Below are 20,817 nucleotides of genomic sequence, written 5' to 3' on the forward strand. Positions count from 1 at the left end.
CGATCGAGGTGCTCTCCAGCGGCTCCAGGAAGCCGGAGGCCAGGCCCAGCGCGATGACGTTCCGGTTCCAGACCTGCTTGCGGCGGCCGGGGTTGAAGCGGATCAGGCGCGGCGCGTGCAGCAGCGGATCGGGAACGGCCGCCTTCAGCTCGGCCAGGGCGTCCTCGTCGCTGATATGGCGCGAGGAGAAGACGTAGCCGTTGCCATAGCGGTGCTGCAGCGGAATGCGCCAGCGCCAGCCAGCGGCTTGAGCGGTGACGTCCGTGTACGGCATCGGATCGCCGACGCCTTCGCTCTGCACGGCCCAGGCGCGGTCGCACAGCAGCAGGTCGTTCCAAGACTCGTAGCCGGTCCCCAGCGCCTCCTCGATCAGGAGCCCCCGGAAACCCGAGCAGTCGATAAAAAGATCGCCCTCCAGCGTCTCGCCAGTGTGCAGGTCCAGCGAGCTCACGAAGCCGTCCTCGGGGCGCAGGTTGACCTTGGTGATCTTGGCGTCGACGCGTCTCACGCCATTGTCCTCGGCCACCCGGCGCATCAGCTGGGCGAACAGGCTGGCGTCGAAATGCAGGGCCCAGTCGAAGATGGACAGGCTAGAGGCCGGGTTGCGCGGCGGGGCCATGAACTTGCCCGCCATCGCCAGCGACGCGCCCAGCGAATAGTCGGCGATGTCGGTCGGCTCGCCCGCCTCGGCCAGCTTGCGCCAGTAGTGATGGAACGGGATCCCCCGCAGATCCTGGCCGAACAGGCCGAACGGATGGATGAACGACCGCCCCTCGCCGGCCCAGCCGTTGAAGCGGATACCCAGCTTGCAGGTCGCCCCCGTCGCCCGCATCACCTCGATGTCGGAAAGGCCCAGCTGTTGGTAGAAGCCGCGGATGGTGGGAATGGTCGCCTCGCCCACCCCGATCGTTCCGATCTCGGAGCTTTCGACCAGGGTGATTTCGAGCGGGCCGCCGTGGAAATGCCGGCGCAGCGCCGCGGCCGCCATCCAGCCGGCGGTTCCACCCCCGACGATCACCAGCTTGCGGATCCTGTTGTCCTGCATCGAACAGCTCCCCAAGTTCTCCGGCTCTGACGTCCGGCTTCCGTCCAGGCTATCGGCTCACGCCCGGACCGGACAGGTCCCCTCCTCCGAAAAAAGTGGCCGCCGCGGAAATCCACGGCGGCCGCAGGAGGTGAGGGGTCGTGGTTACCAGCGAGCCCGGACGCCCAGCGTGTAGCGGGGCTCGAACTCGTTCTGCTTGATGTACTGGGTCTTACCCTTCGCGAAGCGAGCGTAGTAATCCTCGATCTCGCTCGTGACGTTGGACCCGTTGAAATAGACGGTGACGTTGTCGCGAACGTTGTAGCTGACGTTCACGTCCACATAGCCCGTGCTCTTCTGATAGATCGGGATGTTGTTGCTCATCACCTCGGCCAGACGGTCGGTGCGATAGTTGTAGGCGACGCGCGCCTGCAGCTTGTCGTCCTGGTACCAGCCAATCAGGTTGAACTGGTGCTTGGAGTTGTCCTGGAAGGGCAGCTTCTTGCCGTCCAGACCCAGGCGCGACTCCTTGCTCGGCGAGTAGGTGTAGTTGGTGTCCACACCGAAGTTCGAGAAGAAGCCGGCGTCGGGCATGAAGTCGCTGACCGCCAGCTTGGCGCCGACTTCCAGGCCCTTCACTTCGCCGCCGTCGCCCTGGATCGGCAGGGTGACGTTGACCGTGCGACGGATCACGCCGTCCTGGTCGGGGAAGCGACCGGTGGTGACGCCGCTGGTCACGAAGCTGTCGATCTTTAGCTTGAAGGCCGAGATGTTGAACATCGAAGCGCGGCCGAAATAGTACTCGATCGCGCCGTCGAAGTTCTGCGACCGCCAGGGATTCAGCATGGGGTTGCCCGACGACTCGGCGCTGGTGACGCAGCGGACGTTCGGCAGGGCCGCGCCGCAGTCGGCGGTGTTGATCTTCAAACCACCGCCGTAGTTGGTCAGGTCCAGCGGCATCATGGTCTTGCTGTAGGCGAAGCGGAACTTCAGCCGGTCGTTGAAGTCGTAGGTGACGTTCAACGACGGCAGCCAGTCGGTGTACTTGCGATTGGTCAGCTGGTCGCCCGCGTCGGCGTTGGTGTCGCCGTAGTTGCGGGTGTCGCCGGTGAGGTTCTGCTTCACCGTCAGCTCGGTCTCGATGACGCGCAGGCCGAAGTTGCCCGACAGGCCGCCGGCCTCGAAGTTGATGGCGCCGAAGGCGCTCTGCTCGTTCAGACGGACGTCATAGGTCTGGCCCGGCACCTGCACGCGGATGGCGCCGCCGAACACCTTCTTGTGGAAGGCCTCGGCGTCGTCGAAGTCGCGCGGGTCGATGGCCCAGAAGCCCGGCATGCCGCTGGTCACGCCGCCCAGGTCGTCGACCCAGATCACGTTGTTGTAGGTGTCCAGGCGCGTCGGCTGGTTGACCGTATAGCCCTGGAACACCGGCAGGCCGGTGACCGGATCGGGCACGAACTCGCCCGCCTGGCACTGGTTCTGGTTCATCACGACGTCGATGGCCTTCCACTGGGCCTCGCAGCCGCCCGCCGGAACCGGCTGGCCATTGGCCTGCACCGCGCCCGGCGTGCCGCCGTAGAAGCCCGAGAACAGGTGGAATTGCTCGACCTCGACGGTGCGCTTGCTCTGGCGAACGCCGGCGTCGATCTTGGTGATGAAGCCCAGCAGCTTGTCGTCGAACTTGTAGTGTCCGTCGGCGCGGAACACGTTCATGTCGGAATTGATTTCGTTGTTGCCTTCCGAGGAGAAGGCGCCGATCGCGTAGCTGTCCTTGTTGGCCATATAGTCCTTGAGGGACTTGCCGGCCCCGAGGCCGCCGGCCAGCGGACGGTCGAAGCCGCTCCACACCGGATGGTCGCCGCTGATGTTGTAGTGCAGCTGCGGATTGGCCCCGTAGCCCAGCGGGTTCGGATCGATGTAGCAGCCGCCGGCGCTGCCGGTGACGGCGTTCGTGCGGCGGGACGAGCCGAACTTGTCGCAGATGGCCTTCGGATAGAAGGTGCCGCGCGTGCGGTCGGCCGCATCGCGGAACAGGTTGAAGCGGCCGTCGGCGTAGCGCCAGTTGGAGAGGTCGCCCTGGGCCTGGCCGTTCATGCTGAGACGGTCGCCGTCGGCGCGGATGGCCCGAGCCTCGAAGGTGAACGGGCCGCCGTTGTCGTAGTTCAGTTCGAGATTGTAGTTCTTGGTCTTGGACTTGGTCGTGCGGTTGACGGTGAAGGAGTTCACCCACCACGCATTGATGTCGTACTCGTCGACCGCCAGCCAGTTACCGATGCCGACGGGCGTCGAGGCCGTGGGCTTATTCCAGGTGCCAAAGGCGCCGCCGTCCCAGCGGTTGGAGATGTTGATGCCGACCGCGCGGTTGTATTCGTCGAGCTTGGCGTAGAAGCCCTCGGCGATCAGGGTGAAGCCCTCGCCCAGGTCGGCCTCGAACGCGGCGTTGATCCCGAGACGCTTGCGCTCGACCACGCGGTTGAAGCTCTCGTAGCCGTGGGGCGAGATGTAGCTGGTGGCGAAATTGCCGCCCCAGTCGTTGTTGCCCGACAGGCCGACGGTGCCCGAATAGTTGTTGCCCAGATTGGCCTTGCTGGCGGCCGCGCCGACCATCAGCCCGACCCGGTCGTTGCGCCAGTTGACGACGCCGTTCAGCAGATAGTCGTCCTTCTTGGTGCGGTCGCCGCGCTGGGCCTCGGCCGCGCCGGTGAAGGTCAGGCCTTCCTTGAACTGGAAGGGCCGGCGGGTGCGCAGATCGATGGTGCCCGAGATGCCCGAGAGCGCGTTCTTGGGATCGGTCGACTTGTAGACCAGCACCTGGTTCATCAGCTGCGACGGCACGTCCAGCAGGTTCGGCTGGGCTTCGCCCATGTTGCCGGCGCTGAGATACTGCTCGCCGTTCAGCAGGGTGATCACCTGCCGCAGGCCGCGGATGTTGGCGGTCTTGCCCTCGCCGGCGTCGCGCTGGATCTGGATGCCCGAGATGCGCTGCAGCGAATCCGCGATGGTGACGTCGGGCAGCTTGCCGATGTCTTCGGCCGAGATGGCGTCGACGATCGAGGCCTCGCGGCGCTTGACGTCCACCGACTTGATCTGCGAGCCGCGAACGCCGGTGACGACGATCTCCTCGACCGCGGTGTCGCCGTCGGTCTGCTGCGCGAACGCGCTCGTGGCCAGCGCCAATTGCGATGCGCCGGCGACCAGCGCCAGCGTCAGGCCGCGCGCAAGCACGGCTTTCCTTGCTTCCTGTGACATTCTTCGCTCCCCGTTCTTATTGGCCGTTCGCCTGCCCCCCACGCCTCCGCTCTTGTCGGCGGCTGCAGAGGACCGGTTGAGGCTTTTTTCCGGGCTGCCCAAACGCCTTTCGACGCTTGTCCAATCCTTTGGCGGCCCCTGCGCCCGGACATCCGATTCCAGCCCCGCGCTTTCATCGAACGGTCGTCAACTTCGTCAAATGTCCCAGTCAAGTCAACAGTAATGTCAACGTTGTCATTCCCGTGCGGCAAGGGATTTCGGGCGACATCACTCAAAGACCAGGCGGGGCCGGACATGTGACCGCTACCACCACCTCGAGGAAAAATTCGCTCAAGATCCTTGTTTGTTATGACTTTCCGCCTGGAGAGAGCCGCAAGACCCCAACGCTCGCGCACGTCGACTCCCAACCGCGTGCGAGCGCACAGGTCCGGCGAGACATGGTCAGTGACGCCTGATTTCGGCGACGGCGCGCTGTCGCCATTGTCTCGAAAAATGACCCAATATGTCCTGTAAATGTCCTTTTGCATGACATTCGAGACATCCCGCGCTAAGACATTCGGCGTTCGTCGCCTTGCGGACGCCGCCTTTCGCTGGTGGGGTGGGCGCGCAAGCTTGGCGGTGGAGCGGACACGGGGACCCATGACGACGATCAATGACGTGGCCGAGCGGGCGGGCGTTTCGCCCAAGACCGTCTCCCGCGTTCTCAACGATCACGACAGCGTCAGCGCCAAGACGCGCGATCGCGTCCGCGCGGCCATGCGCGACCTAGACTATCAGCCCAGCGCCGTGGCGCGCAGCCTGCGCTCGCAGGGATCGGGCTCGGTCGGCGTGCTGATGGGCGATCCGGCCGGCGGCTACCACACCCGCATCCACCACGCCCTGCTGCTGGCCTGCGTCGAGACGGGACGGCACCTGTCGGTCGACCTGTCCGAGGGCCCCGTCCCCGGCTGGCAGGACCGCGTGCGCGCCTTCGTGCGCGACGGCGGCATCCGCGAGATGATCCTGCTGCCGCCCGAATGCGATTTCGGCCCGATGAAGGAGCTGATGCGCGAGCTGGACGTGCGCTGCGTGCTGATCTCGCCGACCACGCCCGATCCTCATTTTCCGGCCATCGCCATGGATGATCGCGCCGCCGCGCGGGACGTGGCCGAGCACCTGTTCTCGTTGGGCCACACCCGCATCGGCCACATCGCGGGCCACCCGGATCACGCCGCCAGCACCCATCGCCGCAACGGCTTCTTCGAGGCCTACGCGGCGCGCGGCCTGCCCCGTCCCGCGCCCGAGCTGATCGTCAATGGCGAGTTCACCTTCAAGACCGGTCTGGACGCGGCCAAGGCGCTGCTCGACATCGACGAACCGCCCACGGCGATCTTCGCCGCCAATGACGACATGGCCGCCGCCACCTGCATGGAGGTCCAGCGCCGAGGCCTGCGGATCCCCGACGACGTCTCGGTGGTTGGCTTCGACGACGCGCCGATCGCCGCGGTGATCTGGCCCAGCCTGACCACCATCCGCCAACCCTTCGAACAGATGGCCCTGCGCGCGCTGCAGACCTTCGCGGCGTGGAACGCCAACGAGGGCGCGGGCAAGACCAACGCCCCCTTCCTCGCGCAGCACACGCTGGTGGTGCGCGAGTCCACCGGTCCCGCGCGGAGCGGCCCGCCGCCCCGTCGAAGACCCTGACACCCCGCCGATGCGACCGGAACGGCCGCACGGCTGACAAGAACGACCACGGAGGAAACATGATCCGGACGACCTGGCCGAGCCTGACGCTCGCGCTGCTGATCGGCGCCTCGGCCTCGGCGCTGACCGTCGCCCCCGCTCAGGCGCAGGCGCAGGCGGCCAAGCCCGCGACCTTGCCCGCCCGGCCGTGGCTGGACGCCAAGCTCGACGCCGACAGGCGCGCGGACCTCGCCCTGGCGGCAATGACCAACGACGAGAAGTTCACGCTGATCTTCGGCTACTTCGGCGCGGACCTGAAGCCGAAGTACACGCGCCATCCCGACTCGCTGGAAGCCTCGGCTGGCTACGTCGCCGGCGTGCCGCGCCTGGGGATTCCCGGCCAGCACCAGACCGACGCTGGCGTCGGCGTCGCCACCCAGGGCGCTCACCAGGGCCTGCGCGAGCGCACCGCCCTGCCCTCCGGCATGGCCACCGCCGCGACCTGGAATCCCGAACTGGCCGAGAAGGGCGGCGCCATGATCGGCAAGGAAGCCCGCGACTCCGGCTTCAACGTCCAGCTGGCCGGCGGTGTCAACCTGATGCGCGAGCCGCGCAACGGCCGGAACTTCGAATATGGCGGCGAGGATCCCTGGCTGGCGGGGACCATGGTCGCCGCCCAGATCCGCGGCATCCAGTCCAACCACATCATCTCGACGATCAAGCACTACGCCCTGAACGGCCAGGAGACCGGCCGCTTCGTGGTCAGCAGCAACATCGGCGACGCGGCGGCCCGCACCTCCGACCTGCTGGCCTTCCAATTCGCCATCGAGCAGTCGGACCCACACTCGGTGATGTGCTCGTACAACCGCGTCAACGGGACCTATGCCTGCGAGAACGACTGGCTTCTGAACACCGTCCTGAAGAAGGATTGGGGCTACAAGGGCTACGTCATGTCGGACTGGGGCGCTGACCACTCGTCGGCCAAGGCGGCCAACGCCGGCCTCGACCAGGAATCGGCCGGCGACGCCTTCGACAAGCAGCCCTTCTTCGCCGCGCCGCTGAAGGCGGATCTGGCGGCCGGCCGCGTCAGCCAGGCGCGCATCGACGACATGGCCCGTCGCGTGCTGCGGGCGATGTTCGCCAGCGGCCTCGTGGATCATCCCGTCGCCAGCCCCGGCCCGGTCAGCCTGCCGGCCGCCACCCTGGCCGCCCACGCCAAGATCACCCAGGCCGACGCCGAGGAGGGCATCGTCCTCCTGAAGAACGACGGCGACCTGCTGCCCCTGGCCAAGACCGCCAAGACCATCGCCGTGATCGGCGCCCACGCCGATGTCGGCGTGATCTCGGGCGGCGGCTCGTCTCAGGTCTATCCGGCCGGCGGCCGCGCGGTGAAGGGTCTGGAGCCGGCCTACTGGCCCGGCCCTGTGATCTACTATCCGTCCTCGCCGCTGAAGGCGCTGCAGGCCCGCTATCCTGACGCCAAGGTCGTCTATGACGACGGAACCGATCCGGCCCGGGCCGCCAAGCTGGCCGCGCAAAGCGACCTCGCCCTGGTGTTCGCCGACCAGTGGACGACCGAGTCGGTGGACGCGCCCGACCTGAGCCTGCCCAAGAACCAGGACGCCACGATCGACGCCGTGGCCTCGGCCAACGGGAAGACCGTCGTGGTGCTGCTGACCGGCGGCCCGGTCGCCATGCCCTGGCTGGACAAGGTCGGCGCCGTGGTCGAGGCCTGGTACCCGGGCACGGCCGGCGGCGAGGCCATCGCCCGCGTCCTGACCGGCGAGGTCGACGCTTCGGGCCGTCTGCCCGTCAGCTTCCCCAGGAGCGTGGCCGACCTGCCGCGTCCGGCGCTGGACGGGGCCGGCAAGCCCGAAGGCGAGATGTTCGACACCAACTACGACATCGAAGGCGCCGCCGTCGGCTACAAGTGGTACGACCTCAAGAAGATCGAGCCGCTATTCCCGTTCGGCCACGGCCTATCCTACAGCAAGTTCGCCTATTCGAACCTGACGGCCAGCGCCGCGGGCGACCGGGTGACGGTCAGCTTCGACGTCAAGAACATCGGCGCCCGGGCCGGCAAGGACGTGCCGCAGGTCTATGTCGGCCCGAAGGCCGGCGCCAATGGCGTGTCTTGGGAAGCGCCCAAGCGCCTGGCCGGTTTCAAGAAGGTCGCCCTCGCCCCGGGCGCGACCCAGCGCGTGACCCTGACGGTCGATCCGCGCCTGCTGGCCGTCTGGGACGAAAAGGCCCACGGCTGGTCGATCGCGGCGGGCCAGTACGATGTCGCCCTGGGATCCTCGTCCCGGGCTCTTTCCTCCACCGCCCAGGTCACCCTGGCGGCCCGGAGCCTGCCGGTTTCGCCGGCGGGCAAGTAGGGGGTCGGCGGGGTCAAGCCACCCCTTCCCTCGCCGTCCCCATTGTCTCTTCCCCCTTCAGGAGCGTCGCTTTCACGGCGCTCCTTTTTTTGCCCGTCGCCTTGCATCATGGGATTTATACTATAACCAGCGGGCAAGGCGGGACGGCCGTGGGAGGAGACTAGCTTGATCCGGATTGGCCTCGTCGGCGTGGGCAAGATCGCCCATGACCAGCACCTTCCCGCCCTGGCCGGCGACCCGCGTTTCGTCCTGGCCGCCGCCGCCAGCCGCAGCCAGCCCGACCTGGGCGAGGTTCCCGTTTTCCACGACATCGAACAGATGCTGGCCGAGGGTCCCGACCTGGACGCGGTGTCCCTCTGCACGCCGCCGCAAGCGCGTCGCGAGACGGCCCTGGCCGCCCTGCGCGCCGGCAAGCACGTGTTCCTCGAAAAGCCGCCCGGCGCCACGGTCAGCGAGGTCGCCGAACTGGCCGCCGTCGCTCGCGAAAAAGGGGTGGTGCTGTTCACCAGCTGGCACTCGCGCTTCGCCGCCGGTGTGCCACGGGCCAAGGCCTGGCTGGCCCAGCGAACCGTCCGCAAGCTGGCCATCGAATGGCGCGAGGACGTCCGGCGCTGGCACCCCGGCCAGACCTGGATCTGGCAGGCCGGCGGCATGGGGGTCTTCGACCCGGCCATCAACGCCCTGTCGATCCTGACCGAGATCATGCCCGAGGAGGTGTTTGTCACCGACGCCCGACTGCAGGTGCCCGAGAACGTCCAGTCACCGATCGCCGGCCATGTGGACATGACCACCGTGTCCGGCGCGGAGATCACCGCCGACCTCGACTTCCTGCAGACCGGTCCGCAGACCTGGGACATCACCATCTGGACGGACGACGGCGTGCTGAAGCTGTCGATGGGCGGGGCCGAGCTGACGATCGACGGCGCGTCCGTCGAGGTCGGCGAGAATCGGGAGTATCCGGGCCTCTACGACCGGTTCGCGACGCTGATCGCCGAGGGCCGCTCCGAGGTCGACGTGCGGCCGCTAACCCTGGTGGCGGACGCGTTCATGGTTGGGACGCGGGACGTGGTCGAGGCGTTTATCGAGTAGGACTCGCCACCCTAAATCCTCCCCCTAGCGGGGGAGGTGTCGGCTCGAAGAGACGACGGAGGGGGAAGAGGCAGGCTCAGCAGCACTTCCCCCTCCGGCGCTTCGCGCCACCTCCCCCGCTAGGGGGAGGATTGAGGCGACCTCAGTTCACCTGCCGCTCCCGGCCCTCCCAGTACGGCGCGCGCAGTTCGCGCCGCAGGATCTTGCCCGAGGCGTTCCTCGGCAGGGCGGCCACGAAGTCCACGCTCTTGGGCGCCTTGAAGTGGGCGATCCGGGTGCGGGCGAAGGCGATGATGTCGTCGGCGTCCGGCGTGACGCCCGGCTTGGCGGCGACCACGGCCTTGACCGCCTCGCCCCATTTCTCGTCCGGCACGCCGATCACCGCCACCTCGGCCACGTGCGGGTGGCCGTAGACGGCGCTCTCGACCTCGGCGGGATAAATGTTCTCGCCGCCCGAGATGATCATGTCCTTCACCCGGTCGTGGATGAAGAGATAGCCGTCCTCGTCGAGATAGCCGGCGTCGCCGGTGCGCAGCCAGCCGTCGGCGTCGACGGTCTTGGCCGTCGCCTCGTCCAGTTTCCAGTAGCCGGCCATGTTCGAGCCGGAGCGGACGGCCACCTCGCCCACCGTGTTCGGCGGCAGTGCGTTTCCAGCCTCGTCGATGACCTTCAGCTCGACGCCCGGCATGGGCAAGCCCGCCGCGCGCATGCGCTTGTTGCCGGCGGGGTCATGATCCTCGGGCGGGAGATAGACCACCGTGCCGGTCGTCTCGGTCATGCCGTACTGCTGGACGAAGCCGCAGCCGAACACCTCCATGCACTCGCGCAGCAGATCCAGCGGGATCGGCGCGGCGCCGTAGAGGATGTGGCTGAGGCGTGAATAGTCGACCTCGCGCGCCCGGGGCAGCCGCACCACGATCTGCAGCGCCGCCGGCACCATGAACATCTTCGAGATCCGATCCTTCTCGATGTAGTCCAGCACCTTGGTGGGATCGAACTCGCGAGCGATCACGCCCTTGGCGCCGTTGAGCAGGCCGACAAGGCCCCAGCCCGTGCCGCCGATGTGGGCCACCGGCATGGCCACCAGGCTGACGTCCTGCGGTCCCCACTGGTTCCAGGCCAACGGCGTCTTATTGGCCTCGCGACGCATGGCCAGCAGGTTGTCGTGGGTCAGCATCGCGCCCTTGGGACGGCCCGTGGTGCCCGAGGTGTAGAGTTGGATGGCGATGTCCGAGGTCGCGATAGGCTTGTAAGGATCGATTTCGGGCTGGGCGTCGCGCCAGGCCTCGAAGGTCCGGTTCTCGCCCGCGCCGCCCGCTTCCATGGCGATGACCACCGGCCGATGGGCCAGTTCCGCGCCCACGTCCTCGACGTGGTCGATCAGCTCGGGCCCGACGAAGACCAGCTTGGCCTCGCTGTCGGCGACGATATAGGCGATCTCGGGCGCGGCCAGGCGCCAGCCGATCGGCGTGGTGACCACTCCGGCCTTGGCGGCCCCGATCAGCAGCTCGAAGTACCAGTCGCTGTTCTTGCCGACATAGGCGATGCGGTCGCCCGTCTTCAGCCCGGCCTCGATGAACGCGTTGGCCACCTGGTTGGTGTGGCGATCGAACGTCGCGAACGTCGTGTCACGCCCCTCGAAGCTGAAGGCCACGGCGTTCGGCCGGGCCTCGGCGTGATAGCGGGCGACGTCGCCCAGGGTGCGCATACGCTCGAAATCGATCGCGTCGGACATTCAGCCTCACTCCCTCGTCGTCCGGCGCTCGTTTGCTCGGCGGCCGGTCAAACGAATGTTGGGGCAGGCTTACGCTCGCGGCAAGCTATCCGTAACGATAGGGTGGGTCAGCGCCAGACGCGGACGCCGACAACGACCGCCGTGCTTCCCGCGCGCTCGCCCAAGGGCGTCATCGGCCCGAACGTCCGCTCGCGGACCACGCCCACATAGGGAGCGAACTCGCGGGTGATTTCGTAGCGCAGCCGCAGGCCGCCCTCGAGCCGCGCCGCGCCGGCCTCGGCGAGATCGCCCTCGAGCCTGGGCTGCAGGATCAGTTTCTGGGTCACCCGCAGATCGTAGGACGCCTCCGCCCGCGCCGAGACGTCGCCCTGGTCCGAGACATAGGCCGCGCCCTGCACCTCGAACCAGTAGGGCGCCAGCCCCTCGAACCCGAGCGTGGCGTAGCTGCGCCCTTTCGGCGCCAGGTCGTAGCGGACGCCGGCCTGCACGTCGAAATAGGGGCCGACGGGCCAGGCCTTCAGAACCTCGGCCTCGCCGCGCTCCCAGCCATCGCCCCCGTTTTCGTGTTTGGTGGTGCGTTCGCCTCGCGCCTTGACCACCCAGCGGGAGGCGTCGCCGCCCCACCAGGCCTCGCCCTCGAGGACCTGACCGTCCGCGCCCTCGCGCGAGCGATGCTCCAGCACGTCGGCCCGGACCGTCCAGGCCGTGACGCCGCCATGCTCCTTCATCAGCTGGGCGCGAGCGGCGGCCATGGCCTCTGGGCTGAAGAAGCGCTCGGCGGCGTGATCGCTCGGGATCGGCGGCGGCTTGGCCTCGTTCGCCGGCGCGGCGGGCGCGGTGGGCGCGGCCATCTGGTGACCGGCGTGCGGGTCTGCGGCGGGCTGATGGTGCTCATGCTGGTCGACGGGCGGAGGAGCCAGGAGCATCACGCGGCCTCCCCGTCCAGCGGACGCACGGTGGCGACGCTGAACATCCCCGCGTGCATGTGCAGCAGCATGTGGCAGTGGAAGGCCCAGTCGCCCGGCTCGCTGGCCGTCAGGTCGAAGGCGACCTTGCCGCCCGGCGCGACATTGACCGTATGTTTCAGCGGCTGGCGCTCCTGGCCGTTGACCAGCTCGAAGAAGTGGCCGTGCAGGTGGATCGGGTGGGCCATCATGGTGTCGTTGATCAGCACCACTCGCACCCGCTCGCCGCGCTCGAAGGCGTAGGGCTTCCTGTCGGGTCCAAAGGGCTGGCCGTCGAACGCCCACATGAAGCGCTCCATGTTGCCGGTCAGGTGGATCTCCAGCGTTCGCCCTGGCGGACGTTTGTCCGTCGGCTCGTGGAGGTTGGCCAGATCGGCGTAGGTCAGCACCTTGTGGCCGACATCCTCCAGGCCCTGGGGCGGCTCGGCCATGCGGTCGATCGGCATCGGCGCGATGCTTTGGACGCCAGGCGTCAGGGGCACGCCCGGCGCATTGGCCTGGGAGCGCATCGACATGTCCATGCCGGGCATGTCCATGCCCGACCCCATGTTCCCCATGCCCATGTCCTTCATGGTCGCCAGCGGCCGCTTGCGCAGCGGCGGAACCGGCGCGGACATGCCCAGGCGCGGAGCCAGGGTCGCGCGCGCCAGGCCAGAACGGTCCGACGCTTCCGCGACCAGGGTGAAGGCCTTGTCCTCGACCGGCCGCACGATGACGTCGACCGTCTCGGCGGGGGCCATCTGGAATTCGTCGACGCTGACCGGCGCCACCGGCTGACCGTCGACCGCGACCACCTCCAGCGCCAGGCCCGGGATCCGGACGTTGAAGATCGTCATGGCGGCCGAGTTGATGAACCTCAGCCGCACCCGCTCGCCCGGGGCGAACAGGCCGGTCCAGTTGTCGCCGGGTCCGTGACCGTTGACGAGATAGGTGTAGATCGAGCCCGTGACGTCCAGCACGTCGGTGGGGTCCATTCGCATCCCGGCCCACTCGATCCTGTCCTTCAGGGACTGATCCTCGCCCTTCAGCAGCCCCGCGAGGGTCTGCTTCTGCATGTTGAAATAGCCGGCCTGGGCCTTGAGCTTCCGGAACAGCTCGTGCGGATGCAGGAAGCTCCAGTCCGACAGAACGACCACGTGCTCGCGGTCGTAGGCGATCGGATCCTCACCCGCCGGATCGATGATCATCGGCGCGTAGTGGCCGACCTGCTCCTGCAGGCCCGAGTGACTGTGCCACCAGTAGGTGCCCGACTGGCGGATCGGGAAGTCGTAGACGAAGGTCTCGCCCGGCTTGATCCCCGGAAAGCTGACGCCCGGCACGCCGTCCATCTGGAAGGGCACCAGCAGGCCGTGCCAATGGATCGAGGTCTCCTCGTCCAAGGTGTTGGCGACGGCGATCCTGACGTGCTGGCCTTCCTTCAGGCGGATCAGCGGACCGGGAATCGTGCCGTTGATCGCGACACCATGGCCCATCCGCCCGTCGATCCGCGGCATGGTCCGGCCGATGGAGAGTTTGATCTCTTCCCCCGACAGCGCGGTCGGCGACCGCCCCGCCTCCCCCGCTCTCGCCCAGCCCGGCAGCAGGCCCAAGGCGCCCAGGCCGAGGGCGCCGCGCAGCAGGACCCGTCGATCGAAAGCCGTCATCGCTATCTCATATTCCAACGCTGGACGCACTTGGGTATCACCGGGCGCATGTCCAAGAGCACTCCCGCCACGATCGCATTGACCAAGGCCGGCGTCGCCTTCGATCTGCATACGTATGACTACGACCCTGGCTCCGAACGCGTGGGCCTGCAGGCCGCCGAAGCTCTCGGCGAGGATCCTCGTCGCGTGCTCAAGACCCTGATCGTCATGCTGGACGGCAAACCCGCCTGCGCCATCCTGCCCTCGGACGAGGAGGTCAGCATGAAGAGGCTGGCCGCCGCCCTGAAGGGCAAATCGGCCGCCATGGCCCCCGTGCCCGACGCCGAACGGATCACCGGCTACAAGGTCGGCGGGGTCAGCCCCTTCGGCCAGAAAAAGCGCCTGCCTACGGTGATGGAAGAAGCCGCCCTGGCCGAGCCCTACGTCTTCATCAACGGCGGCCAGCGAGGGCTGCAGGTGAAGCTGGCCCCGGCCGACGCGGTGAAGGCTCTGGGGGCGGTGACAGCGGCGATCGTAGCCGAATAGGTGGTGCTTGAAATCCCGCGCGGTTCTCGCCTATAAGCCGCGCCTCCTGGTGCGGCTGGGTAGCTCAGATGGTTAGAGCGGTGGATTCATAACCCACAGGTCGGCGGTTCGATCCCGCCCCCCGCCACCAGGAATTGACCGACGTTCACGCCGGCCCCTACCTTGTCGACATGACCCAGACCACATTCAAGGGCGGATGCCTGTGCGGCGCGCTGCGTTGGGAAGCCTCCCGCGCGCCGGACTACATGGGCATGTGCTGCTGCGGCGACTGCCGCAAGGCCTCGGGATCGGGGTTCATTCCGTTCATGGGCTTTGCGGCCTCGGCCCTGACCATCACCGGCCCGACGCGCCAGTATCGCAGCCGCGCCTTCCGGGGCGGCGAGGCGACGCGCAACTCATGCCCGACCTGCGGCGGCCTGGTGTTCGGCGGCGAGCATGGCCTGCACGACAGCCACACGATCTACGCCGGCAGCCTGGACGACCCCAGCCTGTTCAAGCCCGCCATGCTGCTGTTCGATCGCGACCGCCCCGCCTAGGTCGTTCCGCCCGAAGGCGTGACGCGATTCGAGACGATGCCGGATTAGAGCATTTTCCGACGAAGCGGACGCCGGTTCGTCGTCAGAAAATGCGTCAAAACAAAAGACCAGAGCGTTTCACCGATCCAGTTGGATCGGAAAATGCTCTAGGCGCCCGGCAGCGTGCCCGGCCGGATATAGGCGAACATGTGCGGGACCCAGTCGGCCTTGCCCAGCGGGACGCCCTTGTGGCGCAGGATCGCGTAGGCGGCCGTCAGGTGGAAGTAGACCTGGGCCAGCGCCCAGTCGCGCACGAACTGCTCGCCCGTGAGATCGAAGACGATCCCATTGGGCATCTTCAACTCGATCTTCTTGTCGGCGACGCCATCGAAGGCCGAGACGGGGATGGCCTCGATCCGCGCCACCGCGTCCGCCAGCTGGGCGCGCAGGCCGTCGAAATCGGTCGCGTCCTGCGCCGGGGCGAACGATTCCGCGCCGGTCAGATGACGCAGGAGGTCGCTGGCCTGGGTGCAGACGAAGCGGACCTGGGTGGACAGCGGAAACATGTCGGGCGCCAGGCGCGCGCCGATCAACGCCTCCGGGGACAGAACCCCCTCCGCGGCGAAGGCCTCGCCCTTGGTCAACTGAGCCGACAGCCCCTTCAGCATCTGGACGTAGGTCGGAATCGTGAGCGCGTGCAGGTTCATGTCGTCCTCCGGTTGGCCAGCTAAGCCAGACTCCTCGTCGCGCGCCAGCACGAACAGCCCGGCGCCCGAAATGCGATCGTTCGACGGGGATCGGACGACAAATCTGGATTCGGATGGCGAAAGGCGCCGGGATGGCTATGACTTGACGGGCTCAACCTCAAGACGCGCCATGCTTCGCACCATTTCCACCTTCCTGATCGCCGCGCCGCTGTTCCTGGCCGCGCCCGCCGTCCGCGCCGAACCTGTGGTTGCTTCGTTCGACTTTTCCAAGACCACCATCGAGCTCGACGTCAGCATCAAGGGCGTTCCGCTGCACATGCTGCTGGACACCGGCGTCAATCCGTCCGTCGTCGACCTGGCCCGGGCGGACGCCCTTGGCCTGCCGGTGGATCGCGGCGACGCGGGCGAAGCCAGCGGCTTTGGCGACGGCAAGGGCGCGACGATCTTCCCCAGCCGTGTCGAGGGCCTCACGCTCGGCGGTCACGGCTTCGGCGCCTTCGACGCCCTGGCCACCGACATGGGCGGCATATCCGCCGGCTACGGCCGAAAGCTCGACGGTATCCTTGGCTACAGCTTCCTGTCCGACAAGATCGTGCTGGTCGACTATCCGGGCGCGCGGCTCGGCTTCCTGGCCAAGGCAGGCGAGGCCGACGCCTTCACGCGCGGTTGCCGCACGCGCTGGTCGATCCCGCTGAAGACGCATGACAGCTTCCCGGTGATCGCCCAATTCCGGTTCGGCGCCGCCACCGCGCCGGTCACCTTCGACACGGGATCCAACGGGAACATCGGCCTGTTCCAGAGCGCGCTGGACCTGCCGGGCGTTCGCGCCAAGCTTCGGGAAACCGGCTCGGTCACGCGCACCGGGGCGCGCGGCGAGGCCAAGTCCAAGACCTACACCCTCGACGCGCCAGTGGGCTTTGGCCCGTTCACCGTCCCGCCCGGGGTCACGGTCAGCACCTATTCGGAGCAGGGCTCAACCGACACCCGCGTGGCCAATGTCGGCAACCGGCTGATGGCCAGCCTGAAGCTCAAGCTGCTGCTGGACTATCCGGGCGAGACGATCACCTTCTACGGCGACTGCGGCTGACCCCCGCTATCTCGCCCCCGGCCCGAACCGCGCCACCAGGTCATAGGCCTCGCCAGGGAAAACCTGGCGCACCCGCGTGACATGCTGGCCCTCGCGCCAGGTGCGGCGGTCGACGACCAAGCAGGCGGCCCCCTCGTCAAGGGCCAGCAGGCGCGCGTCCTCGGCGTCGGCGTTGAGGGCGCTGATCCGGCTCTCGGCCTCGGTCCAGGCGACGTGCTCCAAAAGCCAGGCGCCGGGCGGAATCTGGGCGAAGTCGGCGGCCTCGATCTCCGGCGCGGCCTTCAGGGACACCAGCCGCCGCTCCAGAGCGAAGGGCCGACCGCCGGCGTCGTGGACGCCTTCCAGCGCCAGCAGCGCGCCGCCCGCCGCGAGCTCGACCTCCTCGGCGCTGGCATGGTCAGGCGCCCGCACCGCTCTCGACAGCAGCCGAAAGGCGTAGACCTCGCCACGCGCCAGGATCTCGGCCTGGATGTCGGGGATGTTCAGCACCGGGGCGTGGACGCGTGGCCGGGCCACGAACGAGCCGGCCCGCTTGCGGCGCACGATCAGCCCGGCCTCGACCAGTGCGGCCATGGCCTTGCCGACCGTCATGCGCGCGCAGCCGTACTGGGCCATCAGCTCGGTCTCGAACGGCACGCGGTGGCCGGGCGGCCACTCGCCCGAGCGGATGCGGCCCTCGATGTCCGCGCGGATGCGCTGGTGCAGGGGCGCGGTCACGCCAGCAGGGCCTTCAGGGTCCGGACGTAACGGGTCTGGACCGCCTCGCGGGCATGGTGGCGACCGCCCGAGACCAACTGCCTGCCGTGCCGCCAGACGGTGTCGATCCCGCCGCCGGCGAAGACCAGGCTGTCGATCAGCGTGTCGCCCGAGCGGCCCACCAAGTTCGGATGCTCCCGGTCCAGCGTGATAAAGTCGGCCGGCGCGCCGCGACGCAGGCCGCCGCGCCCGACGCCCAGCGCCTGGCTGCCGCCGACCACGGCCGCGCGCCACAGATCGCCGCCGGTCGAGCGGCGCGGGCCGCCCGCCAGCACGTTGCGGGCCCGCCGGGTCAGGCGCTGGGCGTACTCCATGGTTCGCAGTTCCTGGGCGGCGTCGACAACGATGTTGGAGTCCGTGCCGATTCCGAAGCTTCCGCCAGCGGCCAGGTAGTCCGGGGCCGGAAAGATCCCGTCGCCCAGATTGGCCTCGGTCACCGGACACAGGCCCGCCACCGCGCCGCTCTTGGCCAGGCGCTCGGTTTCGGTGGCGTTGAGGTGCGTGGCGTGGATCAGGCACCACTGCTTGGTGACCTCGACGTGGTTCATCAGCCAGCGGACGGGGCGCGCGCCGGTGGCGGCCAGGCAGTCGTCGACCTCCTTGGTCTGCTCGGCCACATGCATGTGGATCGGCCCGCCGGCCGCCAACGGCAGGATGGCGTCGAGTTCCTCGCCCGTGACCGCGCGCAGGCTGTGCGGCGCGATCCCGACCACCGCCTCGGGCAAGTCCGCGACGATCCCGCGGCAGGCCTCGACCAGCCGCGCGAAGCCGTCGACGTCGTGAATGAAGCGCGTCTGGCCGTCGGTGGGCGGCAAGCCGCCGAAGTTTGAGTGCGCGTAGAACACCGGCAGCAGGGTCAGGCCGATTCCGGTCTCTTCCGCCGCCGCCGCCATCCGCGCCGCCATCTCCGCCGGGTTGTCATACGGCGTCCCGTCGGGCGCGTGGTGCAGGTAGTGGAACTCGCCCACCCGGGTGAAGCCGCCCTCCAGCATCTCGACCTGGCCCATGGCGGCGATGGCCTGGGCCATGTCGGGGTCCAGCCGCTCCAGGAAGCGGTACATGACCTCGCGCCAGGTCCAGAAGTTGTCGCCGGTCTCGCCGCGCGTCTCGGCCAGGCCGGCCATGGCGCGCTGGAAGGCGTGGCTGTGGACGTTGCCCAGGCCCGGCAGGGCGGGGCCGAGGCGTTGGACGTCGCCAGCGGACGTGTCCGTGTCGATCCGCGCGATGCGGCCGTCGGCGATCGTGAACTTCACGCCTCGCGCCCAGCCGTCCGCCAGCAGGGCGCTCTCGCACCAGACGACGGTCGAGGACACAGGATGCTCGCTTAGATTTTGGGCGTCGGTCACTGGACAAGCCTTATCGTTCGCAAATATGTCTATACATATTGAAGCCGGCTGCAAGCGAGGGAGACGGACGGGATGCGTTGCGACACCCTGTGGATAACTTGCCGTCTCGCCACCCTGAACCCCACGCAGCCGGGCCTCGGACTCGTCGAGCGCGGCGTGATCGCCGCGCGCGACGGCCGCATCGTCTACGCTGGTTCGGCCGACGACGCCCCCGCCTTCGAGGCCGCCCGCACCATCGACTGCGAAGGCCGCTGGATCACGCCGGGCCTGATCGATCCGCACACCCACCTCGTCTTCGCCGGCGACCGCGCCCACGAATTCGAGCTGCGCCTGGCCGGCGCTTCGTATGAGGAGATCGCGAAGGCCGGCGGCGGCATCGTCTCGACCATGCGCGCCACCCGTGCGGCGTCCGAAGACGAGCTGGTCCAGGCCGCCTTGCCCCGCCTGGACGCCCTGATCGCCGAGGGCGTCACCACGGTCGAGATCAAGTCCGGCTACGGCCTCTCCCTGGACGACGAGCTCAAGAGCCTGCGCGCCGCCCGCGCCTTGGCCGAGATCCGCCGCGTCGGGATCAGCACGACCTTCCTCGGCGCCCACGCCCTGCCGCCGGAATATCGCGACGACCCGGACGGCTATGTCACCCTGGTCTGCGAGAAGATGATCCCGGCTGTCGCCGCGCGCGGCCTGGCCGACGCCGTCGACGGCTTCTGCGAGGGCATCGGCTTTTCGCCCACCCAGATCCGCCGCGTGTTCGAGGCCGCCAGGGCCCACGGCCTGCCGGTGAAGCTGCATGCCGAGCAGCTGTCGAACCTCGAGGGCGCCGCCCTGGCCGCCGAGTTCGGAGCGCTGTCGGCCGACCACCTGGAGCACCTGGACGAGGCCGGCGTCGCCGCCATGGCCGCAGCGGGCACGGTCGCGACCCTGCTGCCCGGCGCCTACTACTTCACGCGGGAGCACAAGGCCCCGCCGATCGCGACCCTGCGCGAGGCCGGCGTGCCCATGGCCCTGGCCACCGACTGCAATCCCGGCACCTCACCCCTGACCTCGCCGCTGCTGGTCATGAACATGGCCGCCACGCTCTTCCGGATGACCGTCGAGGAGTGCCTGGCCGGGGTGACGCGGGAGGCCGCGCGAGCCCTGGGCCTGCTGCACGACCGCGGGACGCTGGAGGCCGGCAAGGCCTGCGATCTCGCCCTCTGGGACGTCGAGCGTCCCGCCGAACTTGTCTATCGCATGGGCTTCAATCCGCTCCATGCGCGCGTGTGGAGAGGCCAGTGACAAAGCTTGTTCTGAACCCCGGCGACGTGCCGCTGGCCGACTGGAAGGCGATCTATCGCGGCGCGACGGCAAGCCTCACCGACGAGGCCTGGCCGGTGATCGCGCAAAGCGCCGCCGCCGTCGAACGCATCCTGGCCAAGGGCGAGCCGGTTTACGGGATCAATACGGGTTTCGGGAAGCTGGCCAGCGTCCGCATCGGCGACGCGGACCTCGAGACCCTGCAGCGCAACATCGTCCTGTCGCACGCGGCCGGCGTCGGCGAGCCTTCGCCCGTCCCCGTCATCCGCCTGATGATGGCCCTGAAGCTGGCCAGCCTGGCGCAAGGCGCCTCGGGCGTGCGGGTCGAGACCGTGCGGATGCTAGAGGAGATGCTGCGCCAGGACCTGACGCCGGTCATCCCAGCCCAAGGCTCGGTCGGCGCCTCGGGCGATCTGGCGCCGCTGGCCCACATGGCCGCGACCATGATCGGGGTCGGCGAGATCTTCGTCGACGGCGAGCGTAAGCTGGCGGCCAAGGCGCTGAAGAAGGCCGGCCTGGAGCCCCTGACCTTGGGCCCGAAGGAAGGTCTGGCCCTGCTCAACGGCACCCAGTTCTCGACCGCCAACGCCCTGGCGGGCCTGTTCGAGGCCGAGCGACTGTTCCAGTCGGCCCTGGTCACCGGCGCCCTGTCGACCGAAGCGGCCAAGGGTTCGGACACTCCGTTCGATCCGCGCATCCACGCCCTGCGCCGCCACGCCGGCCAGATCGAGACCGCCGCCGCCCTGCGCGTCCTGATGGCGGCCTCGGAGATTCGCGCCTCGCACCTGAAGGCGGACGAGCGGGTCCAGGACCCCTACTGCCTGCGCTGCCAGCCGCAGG

General features: G+C 68.4%; 16 protein-coding genes, 1 tRNA gene and 1 pseudogene. 9 read left to right on the top strand and 9 right to left on the bottom strand.

Annotated features, from left to right (window positions below; all coding sequences use genetic code 11):
• Positions 1-1,045, bottom strand: a 1,045-nt coding sequence (locus VJ655_RS12770) for a tryptophan halogenase family protein (protein ID WP_324111620.1), incomplete at its 3' end; no start/stop codon positions are given.
• Between the two features lie 144 nt (positions 1,046-1,189).
• Positions 1,190-4,273, bottom strand: coding sequence for a TonB-dependent receptor (locus VJ655_RS12775; RefSeq protein ID WP_324111622.1), 3,084 nt, complete (start codon positions 4,271-4,273; stop codon positions 1,190-1,192).
• Positions 4,274-4,912: 639 nt separating this feature from the next.
• On the opposite strand from VJ655_RS12775, the gene VJ655_RS12780 reads away from it, so the two are divergent.
• The 3 genes from VJ655_RS12780 (at position 4,913) to VJ655_RS12790 (ending at position 9,402) form a co-directional block, all read left to right on the top strand.
• Complete coding sequence (locus VJ655_RS12780; RefSeq protein ID WP_324111624.1) at positions 4,913-5,956, top strand: LacI family DNA-binding transcriptional regulator; 1,044 nt, start codon at positions 4,913-4,915, stop codon at positions 5,954-5,956.
• A 59-nt stretch (positions 5,957-6,015) separates the two neighbouring features.
• The gene (locus VJ655_RS12785; RefSeq protein WP_324111626.1) at positions 6,016-8,313 is read left to right on the top strand and encodes a beta-glucosidase; all 2,298 of its coding nucleotides are present in this window, start codon (positions 6,016-6,018) and stop codon (positions 8,311-8,313) included.
• Between the two features lie 165 nt (positions 8,314-8,478).
• Positions 8,479-9,402, top strand: coding sequence for a Gfo/Idh/MocA family oxidoreductase (locus VJ655_RS12790; protein ID WP_324111628.1), 924 nt, complete (start codon positions 8,479-8,481; stop codon positions 9,400-9,402).
• 14 nt (positions 9,403-9,416) lie between these two features.
• On the opposite strand, the pseudogene VJ655_RS21120 reads toward VJ655_RS12790, so the two are convergent.
• From VJ655_RS21120 to VJ655_RS12805, 4 genes and pseudogenes are all read right to left on the bottom strand, one after another.
• Positions 9,417-9,535: pseudogene (locus VJ655_RS21120) on the bottom strand (hypothetical protein); the annotation flags it as partial.
• A 9-nt stretch (positions 9,536-9,544) separates the two neighbouring features.
• A complete protein-coding gene (locus VJ655_RS12795; protein WP_324111630.1) occupies positions 9,545-11,137 on the bottom strand; it encodes a fatty acid--CoA ligase in 1,593 nt (530 codons plus the stop codon).
• A 107-nt stretch (positions 11,138-11,244) separates the two neighbouring features.
• Complete coding sequence (locus VJ655_RS12800) at positions 11,245-12,063, bottom strand: copper resistance protein B (protein ID WP_414646978.1); 819 nt, start codon at positions 12,061-12,063, stop codon at positions 11,245-11,247.
• The gene (locus VJ655_RS12805) at positions 12,063-13,745 is read right to left on the bottom strand and encodes a copper resistance system multicopper oxidase (RefSeq protein ID WP_324111632.1); all 1,683 of its coding nucleotides are present in this window, start codon (positions 13,743-13,745) and stop codon (positions 12,063-12,065) included. The genes VJ655_RS12800 and VJ655_RS12805 overlap by 1 nt, the downstream gene beginning before the upstream one ends.
• A 48-nt stretch (positions 13,746-13,793) precedes the next feature.
• Here VJ655_RS12805 and ybaK point away from each other — a divergent pair, with 48 nt between their 5' ends.
• The 3 genes from ybaK (at position 13,794) to VJ655_RS12820 (ending at position 14,806) form a co-directional block, all read left to right on the top strand.
• Complete coding sequence (gene ybaK / locus VJ655_RS12810) at positions 13,794-14,270, top strand: Cys-tRNA(Pro) deacylase (protein WP_324111634.1); 477 nt, start codon at positions 13,794-13,796, stop codon at positions 14,268-14,270.
• Between the two features lie 53 nt (positions 14,271-14,323).
• A tRNA-Met gene (locus VJ655_RS12815) sits at positions 14,324-14,400 on the top strand.
• 40 nt (positions 14,401-14,440) lie between these two features.
• Entirely contained in the window at positions 14,441-14,806 is a 366-nt protein-coding gene (locus VJ655_RS12820; protein ID WP_324111636.1) for a GFA family protein, read from the top strand.
• 146 nt (positions 14,807-14,952) lie between these two features.
• Here VJ655_RS12820 and VJ655_RS12825 read toward each other — a convergent pair whose 3' ends face one another.
• Positions 14,953-15,492: a DUF1993 domain-containing protein gene (locus VJ655_RS12825; protein ID WP_324111637.1), complete on the bottom strand. Its 540-nt coding sequence runs from the start codon at positions 15,490-15,492 to the stop codon at positions 14,953-14,955.
• 169 nt (positions 15,493-15,661) lie between these two features.
• On the opposite strand from VJ655_RS12825, the gene VJ655_RS12830 reads away from it, so the two are divergent.
• Positions 15,662-16,579: a retropepsin-like aspartic protease gene (locus VJ655_RS12830; RefSeq protein WP_324111639.1), complete on the top strand. Its 918-nt coding sequence runs from the start codon at positions 15,662-15,664 to the stop codon at positions 16,577-16,579.
• A 6-nt stretch (positions 16,580-16,585) separates the two neighbouring features.
• On the opposite strand, the gene hutC is transcribed toward VJ655_RS12830, so the two are convergent.
• A complete protein-coding gene (gene hutC, locus VJ655_RS12835) occupies positions 16,586-17,296 on the bottom strand; it encodes a histidine utilization repressor (protein ID WP_324111641.1) in 711 nt (236 codons plus the stop codon).
• A complete protein-coding gene (locus VJ655_RS12840; RefSeq protein ID WP_324111649.1) occupies positions 17,293-18,648 on the bottom strand; it encodes a formimidoylglutamate deiminase in 1,356 nt (451 codons plus the stop codon). Before VJ655_RS12840 ends, hutC begins: the two co-directional genes overlap by 4 nt.
• A 105-nt stretch (positions 18,649-18,753) precedes the next feature.
• Here VJ655_RS12840 and hutI point away from each other — a divergent pair, with 105 nt between their 5' ends.
• Together hutI and VJ655_RS12850 are read left to right on the top strand one after the other, a co-directional pair.
• The gene (gene hutI / locus VJ655_RS12845; RefSeq protein WP_324111643.1) at positions 18,754-19,959 is read left to right on the top strand and encodes an imidazolonepropionase; all 1,206 of its coding nucleotides are present in this window, start codon (positions 18,754-18,756) and stop codon (positions 19,957-19,959) included.
• Positions 19,944-20,817: aromatic amino acid lyase (locus VJ655_RS12850; RefSeq protein ID WP_324111645.1), on the top strand; the 874-nt coding region annotated here is incomplete at its 3' end. The genes hutI and VJ655_RS12850, both read left to right, overlap by 16 nt.

The sequence above is a fragment of the Caulobacter sp. genome (assembly GCF_035254145.1).
Lineage (GTDB): Bacteria > Pseudomonadota > Alphaproteobacteria > Caulobacterales > Caulobacteraceae > Caulobacter.

What these genes read in the sequence shown, in the direction of transcription:
- VJ655_RS12800 (WP_414646978.1), bottom strand. Translation starts at nt 12,063, where the DNA reads ATGCTCCTGGCTCCTCCGCCCGTCGACCAGCATGAGCACCATCAGCCC.
- ybaK (WP_324111634.1), top strand. Translation starts at nt 13,794, where the DNA reads ATGTCCAAGAGCACTCCCGCCACGATCGCATTGACCAAGGCCGGCGTC.
- VJ655_RS12775 (WP_324111622.1), bottom strand. Translation starts at nt 4,273, where the DNA reads ATGTCACAGGAAGCAAGGAAAGCCGTGCTTGCGCGCGGCCTGACGCTG.
- hutI (WP_324111643.1), top strand. Translation starts at nt 18,754, where the DNA reads ATGCGTTGCGACACCCTGTGGATAACTTGCCGTCTCGCCACCCTGAAC.
- VJ655_RS12825 (WP_324111637.1), bottom strand. Translation starts at nt 15,492, where the DNA reads ATGAACCTGCACGCGCTCACGATTCCGACCTACGTCCAGATGCTGAAG.
- VJ655_RS12780 (WP_324111624.1), top strand. Translation starts at nt 4,913, where the DNA reads ATGACGACGATCAATGACGTGGCCGAGCGGGCGGGCGTTTCGCCCAAG.
- VJ655_RS12805 (WP_324111632.1), bottom strand. Translation starts at nt 13,745, where the DNA reads ATGACGGCTTTCGATCGACGGGTCCTGCTGCGCGGCGCCCTCGGCCTG.
- VJ655_RS12820 (WP_324111636.1), top strand. Translation starts at nt 14,441, where the DNA reads ATGACCCAGACCACATTCAAGGGCGGATGCCTGTGCGGCGCGCTGCGT.
- VJ655_RS12795 (WP_324111630.1), bottom strand. Translation starts at nt 11,137, where the DNA reads ATGTCCGACGCGATCGATTTCGAGCGTATGCGCACCCTGGGCGACGTC.
- VJ655_RS12830 (WP_324111639.1), top strand. Translation starts at nt 15,662, where the DNA reads ATGCTTCGCACCATTTCCACCTTCCTGATCGCCGCGCCGCTGTTCCTG.
- VJ655_RS12785 (WP_324111626.1), top strand. Translation starts at nt 6,016, where the DNA reads ATGATCCGGACGACCTGGCCGAGCCTGACGCTCGCGCTGCTGATCGGC.